Origin of the sequence: Bacteroides sp. AM23-12 (assembly GCF_003434395.1) — a bacterium.
GTDB classification, from domain to species: Bacteria; Bacteroidota; Bacteroidia; order Bacteroidales; family Bacteroidaceae; genus Bacteroides; species Bacteroides thetaiotaomicron.
Genome location: NZ_QTLF01000015.1, coordinates 111817 through 122379 on the forward strand (window position 1 = coordinate 111817; position 10563 = coordinate 122379).

12 protein-coding genes are annotated in these 10563 nt (G+C 45.7%); 8 read left to right on the forward strand and 4 right to left on the reverse strand.

Going from position 1 to position 10563, the window contains the following annotated elements:
- Positions 1-9 precede the first annotated feature (9 nt).
- The 3 genes from DW640_RS13895 to DW640_RS13905 are packed head-to-tail and all read left to right on the forward strand — an operon-like array spanning position 10 to position 2472.
- Entirely contained in the window at positions 10-1332 is a 1323-nt protein-coding gene (locus tag DW640_RS13895) for a hypothetical protein (protein WP_055299160.1), read from the forward strand.
- A complete protein-coding gene (locus DW640_RS13900; RefSeq protein ID WP_022471760.1) occupies positions 1301-1894 on the forward strand; it encodes an RNA polymerase sigma factor in 594 nt (197 codons plus the stop codon). The genes DW640_RS13895 and DW640_RS13900 overlap by 32 nt, the downstream gene beginning before the upstream one ends.
- A 2-nt stretch (positions 1895-1896) precedes the next feature.
- The gene (locus tag DW640_RS13905) at positions 1897-2472 is read left to right on the forward strand and encodes a hypothetical protein (protein WP_008762803.1); all 576 of its coding nucleotides are present in this window, start codon (positions 1897-1899) and stop codon (positions 2470-2472) included.
- A 40-nt stretch (positions 2473-2512) separates the two neighbouring features.
- On the opposite strand, the gene DW640_RS13910 is transcribed toward DW640_RS13905, so the two are convergent.
- Genes DW640_RS13910 through DW640_RS23765 form a run of 3 tightly spaced genes read right to left on the reverse strand, consistent with a single transcriptional unit; the run spans position 2513 to position 5268 of the window.
- Positions 2513-3238, reverse strand: coding sequence for an energy transducer TonB (locus DW640_RS13910; RefSeq protein ID WP_048699329.1), 726 nt, complete (start codon positions 3236-3238; stop codon positions 2513-2515).
- A 3-nt stretch (positions 3239-3241) separates the two neighbouring features.
- Positions 3242-4741 carry an acetyl-CoA hydrolase/transferase family protein gene (locus tag DW640_RS13915; protein WP_022471758.1) on the reverse strand — a complete coding sequence of 500 codons (1500 nt, stop codon included), beginning with the start codon at positions 4739-4741 and terminating at the stop codon, positions 3242-3244.
- A 56-nt stretch (positions 4742-4797) separates the two neighbouring features.
- On the reverse strand, positions 4798-5268 hold the full coding sequence (locus DW640_RS23765; RefSeq protein ID WP_048699334.1) for a hypothetical protein: 471 nt from the start codon (positions 5266-5268) through the stop codon (positions 4798-4800).
- A gap of 335 nt (positions 5269-5603) precedes the next feature.
- On the opposite strand from DW640_RS23765, the gene miaB reads away from it, so the two are divergent.
- Positions 5604-6971, forward strand: a complete 1368-nt coding sequence (miaB, locus tag DW640_RS13925; protein ID WP_008767433.1) for a tRNA (N6-isopentenyl adenosine(37)-C2)-methylthiotransferase MiaB — start codon at positions 5604-5606, stop codon at positions 6969-6971.
- Positions 6972-7205: 234 nt separating this feature from the next.
- Here miaB and DW640_RS13930 read toward each other — a convergent pair whose 3' ends face one another.
- Entirely contained in the window at positions 7206-7916 is a 711-nt protein-coding gene (locus tag DW640_RS13930) for a helix-turn-helix domain-containing protein (RefSeq protein ID WP_008767434.1), read from the reverse strand.
- 423 nt (positions 7917-8339) lie between these two features.
- Between DW640_RS13930 and DW640_RS13935 the strand changes: the two genes are divergently transcribed.
- The 4 genes from DW640_RS13935 to DW640_RS13950 form a co-directional block, all read left to right on the forward strand.
- Positions 8340-8660, forward strand: a complete 321-nt coding sequence (locus tag DW640_RS13935) for a hypothetical protein (protein ID WP_008767435.1) — start codon at positions 8340-8342, stop codon at positions 8658-8660.
- The gene (locus DW640_RS13940; protein ID WP_103877957.1) at positions 8648-9556 is read left to right on the forward strand and encodes a DUF4373 domain-containing protein; all 909 of its coding nucleotides are present in this window, start codon (positions 8648-8650) and stop codon (positions 9554-9556) included. The genes DW640_RS13935 and DW640_RS13940 overlap by 13 nt, the downstream gene beginning before the upstream one ends.
- 122 nt (positions 9557-9678) lie before the next feature.
- Positions 9679-10185, forward strand: a complete 507-nt coding sequence (locus tag DW640_RS13945) for an HU family DNA-binding protein (protein ID WP_008767437.1) — start codon at positions 9679-9681, stop codon at positions 10183-10185.
- An 80-nt stretch (positions 10186-10265) separates the two neighbouring features.
- On the forward strand, positions 10266-10563 hold a 298-nt coding region (locus DW640_RS13950), incomplete at its 3' end, for an N-acetylmuramoyl-L-alanine amidase (protein ID WP_199610376.1).

A 10563-nucleotide genomic window follows, 5' to 3' on the forward strand; every position in this document is an offset into this window, starting at 1 on the left:
CAGAAAAGCATGAAACGACTTATTTATATGTTACTCCTTTTCGTAGTGCTTGGACATACCGTATTTGCCCAGGAACAGAAAGCAGAACCTTTGGAAGTCCGGTTGTTGGATGGTTTCTTTCCTTTGGGGGCAGATTGGTATCGGGCGCAGAAGGATGCCTGGCAGGCTGAGTTAAAGAAAGATAAGCGGAATGAAAAGGCATGGGAGAATTATTGGGTTGCTTGTAATGCTGAATATCAAGAGGCAAAGTTAGTGTGGTGGAAGGATTCTCTGCAGGTGCAAAGATTGCGAAGGGAACAACATGGCATCGTGAAGAAAATGAAGAAGTGGATTCCTGATACACGGACTTACTATCGGCATTTGCTGGATTTGGAAACCGATGAGGGAAAACGGGAAGTAATTCAACAAAAGATACTCTCTATCAAGCGTACCAGTGAACGCGACTATATCTCTGATCTGACCTATTATCACCATAAAAAAGATATGGACAAGATAAAGGAGCTTGCCCGTGAATGGTATGACAGCGGATTGTTTTCCCATGCCTTTCTATTCTATTTTTATAATGAGTGTTCCGGTTTAAAGAAAGACGCCATACTTGTCTCTGACTTGAATCTTGGTACCTATTACCGCTATCTGTTGCAATACGGCATCGGACTCTTTACGGATGTGAAGGTGGTCGATGTTGCCGACTTGAGGAATCCTACTCAGGAGAGTCAGTTATGGCAGGAAGTGGGAATAGATGTGCAAACGCTTCCGGATGCAAAGACGGTGAGATGTCCTGGATTGTGGTATTTTGCCGAAAAAGAGAAACGTCCTGTGTATTATACGCATTTTTTCTACCGCAGAGATTTATTGGAAGAGATGAAAGACAGCCTCTATTCGGAGGGGCTGGTATTTCGGTATTCGTCTAAACCATACAATAATCTGGCGGCTACGAGAAAGAATTTTGAGCAGAATTATCTGCTGGACTATTTGCGCCACCCGTTGATAGAGGATCAGTCTCATTTTTCAAGTGGTATTCATATTCTAGGTAATTATATCATCGCTTTCTCTCCTTTATTACGATTTTATCAAATGAGTGGAGATAAAAACCAATACATAAGATTAAAGAGCTTATTACAAAGTATTCTGGATTATTCGACTACCCCCAGAAGGATCGCAAATGTGGAGATGAATAAATATGTAAAGCTGATGGATGCGATTTTTGCCTATATCGATGAGATGCGCAAGAAAGGTGGACCTTTTAAGCAGGGGAAGGATATGAGAAAAGAATATCAGAAACTAATAGATGGAGTGGACTATGATGCTATTCAGTTCTTTGACATACACTGAGACGGACGAGCAGCTCATGGAACGCTTTGTTTCCAAGAAGAGCGAGAAGGCATTTGAGGAACTTTATCGTCGCTACGCTCCCCGGCTTAAAGGTTTTTTCATCCGTATGATGTCCGGAGACGTTGCGTTGGCAGATGACTTTTTACAAGAGTTATTTCTCCGCATTTATGAAGCACGGAGTAGTTATCAGACTGGAAAGCAATTCTCCACATGGGCTTTTGCCATTGCATATAATTTTTGTAAGAATGAATACCGGCACCGTGAAATAGAGGAGGAATATTTTTCACAACAGTCTCATCCGTTAGAAAAGGATTACTGTGTTTCGCCGGAGTTTGAGAGCATGCATGACCGTAGAATCTTTAATGAGCAGTTGAAGAAAGTACTTGCCAGCCTGACGAGCGAACAAAGGGCTGCATATACACTTCGATATGAGGAAGAGCTTTCGGTACGGGAAATTGCGCAGATTCTTCATTGTCCGGAAGGTACAGTGAAGTCTCGTTTATACTATACACTTAAAATATTACAGCGTTCTTTGTCTAACTATAACCCCAAAAACAACTGAAAATGAAAAATGATGATTTAGAGAGACTGGAAAAGTCACAGGATGTGCAGCAGTTGATTCACTTTGCTAAAGAACAATACGAACAGGAAAAATCGGAGCATACTCCGGCTGATTTTTCTTCTTTAATGCAAGCTGTTCGGAAGAATCAAAAGAAGAGGATGAGACTGAAGGTTTCTCCCTGGTGGCTGACAGCTGCCTGTCTGCTGGGATGGACCATCGGATATGGCTTCCCGGGTGGAAGTAATACGCAATCTGATCAGATTGCCGTTGTCACTACAGTCATTGATACGGTAGTTGTTATCCATGAACGGGTAGATACTGTTTATCGGGAAGTTCATCTGAAGTCTTTGGTAGCTACTTCAAATGCAGCAAAGTCGAAGTCTGCTTCTCCGAAAAAGCATGCGAGACAGAGCGAAGCGATATCAGAACGATCGGAGTCTGACTTTATATCTTCTGCTCTTTTACAGCAGGCAATGACTTTACCAGACCCGGATAGCGAGTGCTATGCGGCAAACGGAATGACTGTTGCGGAGAGTAACTATCCGTTCCATATGTTGGCGACTATTCCATGTAAATGAGTGCTGAACCTCTGACGAGAGGCTTTCGGTTTATTTCCCCTCAATCAATGGCTTTGTAGACTTGATCGATCACGAAGTCTATTGGGACAGACATGCGCACTGCTACAGGACGGCCTCGCTGCATACCCGGTTTCCATTGCGGCATGGACTCTATGATGCGTAAGGCTTCTTTGTCTAATTTGGCAGATACGCTCTTTACAACTTGTGCATTGATTACATTCCCTTTTGGGTCGATGGTGAATTCTATTGTGACTTGACCTTCTTCCCCTGCCCGGAAAGCTTTTTTCGGATACTGTATGCTTTTCTTCAGATACTCCCTTAGTCCGCTTAATCCGCCCGGAAAGTCGGGACTATGTTCTATAATAGTGATCATAATATCATTAGGTATATCTTCGGGTTTAACTTCGATAATTTGCTTTTTCCTAATGATAACGTTATCAAGGCGAAAAGTATCCGGCTTTATCTGCACAAGAATTTCCGACGGATTATCTTTATCCAGTTGTATCTGCACATCTTTCATTCCTATATATCTGAAGTAAACAGTTTCTTTATGTTTGGCTTTTATAGAAAAGTTTCCAGACATATCCGAAGAGGTTTCTCTGCCAGTTCCCGGAACATAGATGCTGACATAGGGTACCGGTTCTCCTTCTTGGTTGGTCACCTTGCCCTTGAACTGTTGCAGTTCCCTTTTTTGCGAAAAAACATCGTTTGTATTTGCAACGCAAATACAAACGATGAATGATAGTATGAACGACAGACGTTTCATGCCTTATCTGGCATACTCCGCCCAATTCGTATTCTTCATATCCCCGCTCTTGGCCAGTTCGGCGTGCATACCGAGTGCGGCCTGGATAGCGTGTGGAGTCTGTGCTTTGCCACCGGCCAGTTTGAGATAATCCCAGAGAAGCTGTTTGTAGTCGGGATGCGCACAGTTTTCGATGATGGCTTCTGCACGTTCCTTCGGGCTCTTGCCACGCAGGTCGGCTACACCTTGCTCGGTGATAATGATATTCACGGAGTGTTCGCTGTGGTCGAGATGAGAAACCATCGGGACGATAGCACTGATCTTACCTTCTTTGGCAACAGACGGACAAGTGAAGATAGAGATATAAGCATTGCGGGTGAAGTCTCCCGAACCACCGATACCGTTCATCATCTTCGTTCCACCGATATGAGTAGAGTTTACGTTACCGTACAAGTCCACTTCGATAGCTGTATTGATAGAGATAATGCCCAGTCGGCGAACCACTTCCGGATTGTTTGAGATTTCCGACGGGCGGAGAACCAGCTTGTCGCGGAAGAAATCCATATCGTTGTAAATACCTTCCAGACAGTCGTTGGTAACAGTCAGTGAACAGGCACTACCGAATTTGATGCGTCCTTCACGGATCAGACCGATGACGGAGTTCTGGATAACTTCGGTGTACATTTCGAATGCGGGAATCGTCTTGTCACGTCCCAGTGCACCGAGTACGGCGTTAGCGATATTTCCTACGCCCGATTGCAGCGGAAGGAAAGTAGACGGAATGATGCCACGCTTCATGTCGGCAGCGAGGAAGTCGGCAACGTTCTGACCGATTTTGTCAGTCAACGGATCAGCAGCGGCAAAAGAGCGTGCTTCGTCCGGCCAGTTGGTTTCCACTACGCCTACGATCTTTTTCGGGTCTACCTGAATATAAGGCAATCCGATGCGGTCACTTGGCTTGTAGATGGGGATTTCGCGGCGGTAAGGCGGGTCGAGCGGTTCGTACACGTCGTGCAGACCCATGCAGGATTTGCTGTGTGCGGCGTTCAACTCAACGATGATCTGATCCGCCAGGCGGCAGATAGTCGGAGAAATACCACCGGCAGCGGTCAGATAAATCTTTCCGTCCGGAGTCACTTCGCAGGCTTCGATGATGGCTACGTTCACTTTGCCCATGAAGCCATAACGCACTTCCTGTGCCATTTGTGACAGATGGATGTCGTTGTAGGCAATTTCACCGTTATTCACAGCTTTGCGGAAGTCGGAGTTGGTGGTATAAGGGGCGCGGTAGCGGATGGCCTTTGCACGAGACATGACGCCGTCGCAAGATTCTCCGGTAGAAGCACCTGTAAAAATTCCTACTTGAAATGGATTGCCTTTGGCATGTTCCGCTTCTGCAATTTTTGCAAGTTCAGCTGTAACAGCCTTTGCAGTTCCGGCGGGAGTAAATCCGCTCAGACCGATGTTGTAGCCATGTTTGATCAGGCTTGCAGCTTCTGCTGCCGAAATACGATTGAATGACATAAATAGTATAATTTCGCGTTAAATGCGGTTGATATTTGTTGGTTAATACTTATCGCTTAATACTTTCGCTGTAGGATTTCTCCCCAAATAATAGCGCGGCGGGCTTCTTCTACGGAATGGATGGAGAAGTCTTGGTCGCTGTCAGGTTCCGGATGGTTATAGTGGGAACCTTGCTTCGCGTTTCGTTTATCTTGTGCGGAACTGTTTGCTATGGATGCAGCCACAGATACTTCTTCTTTTTGCTTTTTCTTTGGCGCCGGTGTCGGCATCTTCTTTGATGTCGGCGTCGGCTTGGGAGCCGGTTGTTCTATGGGTATGGGCTGGAGCAGTTCGTCCATAGTCCTGCTGCCTCTCCCCCAGAATTCGGGTATAGGAATAGCATCAGGATCTACTTCGACCGGAGACGGTGCAGGCGGGACGGGGCGTTTATTCTGAGCCTTTTTCGACTTGTTGTTCTTGCTCACCTCTTTGAATATTCCCACAAGAATGACACCTGCTATCAGGAGAAATTTCAAAAAATCTTCCATTCTGTTTCACTTCTAAATAGTTAATCTGCCAAAGTTACACATTATATCTGGTTTGAGCTAACATTTTGTTATGAAAAAAGGGCAGCTTCACAGCTCCCCTTAATTTTTTTAACCTAAACCTTAACTATGAAAAAATCTAATGTTTCTTTCATTGCACAAATGTGAAAAATAAAATTAAATTTAGCAAGGATATGCCCCGTAAATGTTTATTTCATTAACATTAATTATCAGAATAATGCCTGAACTACAAGTTTTTGCGTTATTTTCGTACCATTTTACCGCTTATTGAATTCGAAGCCGTATCTTTGCGGACAAATTTAAAACAGGATTTGAATATGAACGAATTAACGGGAGCGGACTTTAAATCCGCAACTGCTGATGACAACAAGAAGTTGTTTATTGAGACTTATGGCTGCCAGATGAACGTGGCGGACAGTGAGGTGATCGCTTCGGTGATGCAGATGGCGGGCTATTCGGTAGCCGAAACGCTGGAAGAGGCCGACGCAGTGTTTATGAATACCTGCTCTATCCGTGACAATGCGGAGCAGAAGATTCTGAACCGCCTGGAGTTTTTCCACTCGCTGAAGAAAAAGAAGAAGGCCCTGATTGTAGGCGTACTGGGCTGTATGGCGGAACGGGTGAAGGATGATCTGATTACGAACCATCATGTCGATCTGGTGGTCGGTCCGGATGCTTACCTGACGTTGCCTGAGCTGATTGCCGCGGTAGAGGCCGGCGAGAAAGCGATCAACGTAGACCTTTCGACGACCGAGACTTACCGTGATGTGATTCCGTCGCGTATCTGCGGCAACCACATTTCCGGATTTGTATCCATCATGCGCGGATGCAATAACTTCTGCACCTACTGTATCGTGCCTTATACACGCGGACGCGAACGCAGCCGTGATGTGGAAAGTATTCTGAATGAAGTGGCCGACCTTGTTGCCAAAGGTTATAAGGAAGTTACCCTGCTGGGGCAGAATGTCAACTCTTACCGGTTCGAGAAGCCGACGGGCGAAGTGGTTACCTTCCCGATGCTGCTCCGTATGGTGGCCGAAGCTGCTCCGGGCGTGCGCATCCGTTTCACGACTTCCCATCCGAAGGATATGAGCGATGAAACGCTGGAAGTGATCGCCCAAGTGCCGAATGTGTGCAAGCATATCCACCTCCCTGTGCAGAGCGGCAGCTCCCGCATCTTGAAACTGATGAACCGCAAATATACCCGTGAGTGGTATCTGGACCGGGTAGCCGCTATCAAGCGTATCATTCCCGATTGCGGACTGACTACCGATATCTTCTCCGGTTTCCATTCCGAAACGGAAGAGGACCATCAGCTCTCGCTTTCTCTGATGGAGGAATGTGGCTATGATGCCGCTTTTATGTTCAAATATTCCGAACGTCCGGGGACGTATGCGTCGAAGCATCTTGAAGATAATGTGCCCGAAGACGTGAAAGTTCGCCGTCTGAATGAGATTATCGCTTTGCAGAACCGTCTGTCCGCGGAGTCCAATCAACGTTGCATCGGCAAGACGTATGAAGTGCTTGTAGAAGGCGTTTCCAAACGTTCGCGCGATCAGTTGTTCGGCCGCACGGAGCAGAATCGGGTGGTGGTGTTCGACAGAGGCACGCACCGTATCGGCGATTTTGTCAATGTGCGGGTGACGGAAGCCAGTTCGGCTACGCTGAAAGGCGAAGAAGTCTAGTATATTATTCTCGATGTCGGGACTGATTAAAAATCGATAGTATCATAAATTCCCCTCCTTCCCGAAGGAGGAGATTTGAGATACTGCCGACTTTTTAGTCAGCCCATGCAATATATTAAAGAAGGTATTTCAAAATGAAATGAACCCCGAAAGTCAGACAATAAACTTTCGGGGTTCACTTCGTTTAAACTTTGCCCTTTTCCTCTTTCCGGAGCAAAAGAAGCGTCATTCAAATTACATCATCATGTGTCTGCGGATGGAGAATTTCACGATTGCCATTGCATTGATGGTGCTGAAAGGGATATCCATTGGGTCGTGATGAGCGTTGTAGCTTACCAGCTTGAGGCATCCTTCCTTTTCCGAGCGGTTCACATACTTCACCGCCAGGTACTCGTCTCCTTCGATAGTAAACGAAACCAGATACATTTCGCCGTAAATAAGGTTGCTGAAACTGTTAATCTCTTTAAAGCCTACGATGTCTCCCGATTTCAGTATCGGATACATGCTGTCACCACTGATGTAGACGGCTCCGTCACATAAGGGAATGCTTGGAATCTGTATCTTTCCTACCATATACTGTCGCTTGTTGGTGAGCAACGTTTTCAGATTGGCGGCAGCTGTAATATCATATAGGGCAACGCTGCGGTCGTCCAACGCCTCTACTGTTTTAGGGTTGTGAATCATCTGGACCTCACCGCTTGCTAAATCGCTTTTGCATAACTTGGTTTGATGTCTGGGGGTACCCTTCCCAACCAGCAGCCAATTGAGGTCTACATCTCTCATTTTGTTGAGCAGCAGATGAAAGTCAATCCGGTTTCTGGCGCACCAGTTGGATAATGTTGCACGTGAAACACCTAAGTAACTGGCCAGTTCACTGTCCTTTTTAAAGTTGAGCGCCTGCTTGGCGCGCTTTACTATTCCCGAAACATCTAGAAATGTATCCATTTTATTCTTGTTTTAAATTAGTGTAAAGATGTTGGAACTTCTTATTCGTTCATTGATAGTCAGTTATATAATTTTTTAGCGTTAATTTCTAAAACCGTTTGTTTTATGTGAGAAAACTGCTTTATCTTTGTAGCAGCAAACTTAGAAATATGTTTCAAAAATATAAATTAAAAATAGAATAACCATGAAAAACGGCAAAAAGTTTATGAAAGGTTGTAAAATGCCTCATCCACCCCCTTCCGGAAGATTCTGTATCGGATGAACACCAGTGATATTGAGTCGGTTTACAGCATCTATATATCCTGCATACAGGAGCTATAGATCCAATACGCTGGCCATATATCCCCAATATGCAGGAACTATATGTCCGATAATCACATAAACAAATATTTAAGCATGAAAACTTTAAAACGCAAAATCAATATGGAACCTTTAATGAATCAATCTCTGCACATTTGCGGGTGCTGCAAACGGGAGCTACCGCATGAGGCCTTTTATACAAACAAACGCACCGGGACCCTTGACAATTATTGCAAGGAGTGTCGCAAGGCAAACACCCGCAAGCGTCGTGATTTGAGACGATGTACATCATTTGAAAACAAACCTGTTTCTTATCCGGTGATAACCGAGGTGAAAGACCCCGCTTTGCGGATGCTTCTTATTCTTCATGCCCGTCAGGTTGTGGCAGAAAGTATCTCACGGAAACAAGAAAAAGAAAAACTGAATACGCTATGGGAAGAATAAAACGGGGACTGGATTATTTCCCCATGAGCACCAGCTTTATGCACGATCGGATGGTGCGCCGAATTATGAGACGTGAAGGTGATTCTGCCTTTGCCACACTGGTGGAAACGCTGTCGTACATCTATGCCGGGAAAGGGTATTATATCTCTGTCGGTGACGAATTTTACGAGGAGCTTGTGGACAGCCTTTACAGTACGGAACTGGATGATGTGAAGCGTATCATCAGTCTGTCCGTGGAATATGGCTTGTTTGATGTCGGACTTTTCCGGCAATACAACATCCTGACTTCCGCCGACATCCAGCGGCAGTATCTTTTCATCACCAAGCGGCGTAGCAGTGCGCTGATAGAGCCGGACTACTGCCTGCTGGAATCGGAAGAAATCACCTCATACCGTTCGTCTCAGAGCGGTAAAAGTAGTACGGATGATTCTTTGGATAGCGAATGTGCGGAAGCGTTAAACGGTGATGCTGATCACAAGACCGCCTGTACGGTAACATCAAGCTCCGATTCTGTAACAATGGAGGATGAAATTGCAACATCGGGTACACAAAACAAAAGAAAACAAATAAAAATAAATCAAAACAAAGTAAACCACCTCCCTAACCCTCCTCAAGGAGGAGATGAAGGAGGAAAATATTTGAAAAGTAGAACGGCTGTGACACAGGAAGATATTGACTGTCTGCAACCGCCATGCGATGGTGTGCAGCGTAACTTCCAGGGACTGACAGATAACCTGCGGCTTTACAAAGTTCCGCCTTCCGAACAATATGCCATTATTCTTAAAAGTAACTTCGGAGCTATTGGAAACCCTGTTTGGAAAGGATTTAATACCATCCGGGGGAGCAATGGAAAGATCAGATTGCCCGGGCACTACCTGCTGAGTATAATTAATTAATTTATGAACGCACTTTGAAAAAATGATTAGGTCAGTCTGAATAATGCTCCTATCTTTGCAATGTCATTAAGCTTGAGGACAAAACTAAACGAAATTATTAACACAAAAAAACTATTACGATTATGGCAGTATTGTACAAGTCATTCCAGTCTGTTCTGGAAGACAAAAATCACAAAAAAATGTTTCATCCCCGTGTGATATACACGGCTAATATCAGCACTTCGCAGATTGCTAAAGAGATTGCCGCTTACTCGTCTCTCTCCCCGGGTGATGTGAAGAATACGCTTGATAACCTGGTGACTGTGATGGGGCAGCATCTACAAGCATCGGAAAGCGTGTCGCTTGACGGTTTCGGGACTTTCCGCATGGTGATGAAATCCAACGGTAAAGGGGTGGAGACTTCGGAAGAAGTGTCGGCTGCGCAAGCTTCTCTTACGGTCCGTTTCCTTCCCAACTTCACCAAGAACCCCGATCGGACTACCGCTACCCGCTCTTTGGTGACCGGTGCGAAGTGTGTGCGCTTCGACCGTACAGACACTCCGGCTTCCGGCAGTGGAAATACAAATAAGCCGGGTGGCGGCGATGGTGGCGAAGGAGGTGGTGAGGAAGCACCGGACCCGACAGTATAACCTTTCGTCACAACACAAAATATAAGAACGAACGACTAAACTAAATCGGAAACTTAACTAACTAGTAATCACTTATTCACATGAGAATTATCAATTTGATCGTGGTGCATTGTACCGCCACGCAGGGGAATCGTACGCTTTCTCCGGAGGCTTTGGACCTGATGCACCGCCGCCGTGGTTTCAACGGAACAGGCTATCACTACTACATCCGCAAAGACGGAACGGTGCATCTTACCCGCCCTGTCGAACGCATCGGTGCACACGCAAAAGGTTTTAATGCCAGCAGTATCGGAATCTGCTATGAAGGCGGTCTGGACTGTCGGGGACGCCCGGCAGACACCCGGACGCCGGAACAGCGTGCTACGCTTCGGCTGCTGA

Bases quoted from the DNA above. Each gene is read 5' to 3' on its own strand.
- DW640_RS13895 (WP_055299160.1), top strand. From the start codon at position 10: ATGAAACGACTTATTTATATGTTACTCCTTTTCGTAGTGCTTGGACAT.
- DW640_RS13900 (WP_022471760.1), top strand. From the start codon at position 1,301: ATGATGCTATTCAGTTCTTTGACATACACTGAGACGGACGAGCAGCTC.
- DW640_RS13910 (WP_048699329.1), bottom strand. From the start codon at position 3,238: ATGAAACGTCTGTCGTTCATACTATCATTCATCGTTTGTATTTGCGTT.
- DW640_RS13915 (WP_022471758.1), bottom strand. From the start codon at position 4,741: ATGTCATTCAATCGTATTTCGGCAGCAGAAGCTGCAAGCCTGATCAAA.
- DW640_RS13945 (WP_008767437.1), top strand. From the start codon at position 9,679: ATGGCAGTATTGTACAAGTCATTCCAGTCTGTTCTGGAAGACAAAAAT.
- miaB (WP_008767433.1), top strand. From the start codon at position 5,604: ATGAACGAATTAACGGGAGCGGACTTTAAATCCGCAACTGCTGATGAC.
- DW640_RS13930 (WP_008767434.1), bottom strand. From the start codon at position 7,916: ATGGATACATTTCTAGATGTTTCGGGAATAGTAAAGCGCGCCAAGCAG.
- DW640_RS13935 (WP_008767435.1), top strand. From the start codon at position 8,340: ATGGAACCTTTAATGAATCAATCTCTGCACATTTGCGGGTGCTGCAAA.
- DW640_RS13940 (WP_103877957.1), top strand. From the start codon at position 8,648: ATGGGAAGAATAAAACGGGGACTGGATTATTTCCCCATGAGCACCAGC.
- DW640_RS23765 (WP_048699334.1), bottom strand. From the start codon at position 5,268: ATGGAAGATTTTTTGAAATTTCTCCTGATAGCAGGTGTCATTCTTGTG.
- DW640_RS13905 (WP_008762803.1), top strand. From the start codon at position 1,897: ATGAAAAATGATGATTTAGAGAGACTGGAAAAGTCACAGGATGTGCAG.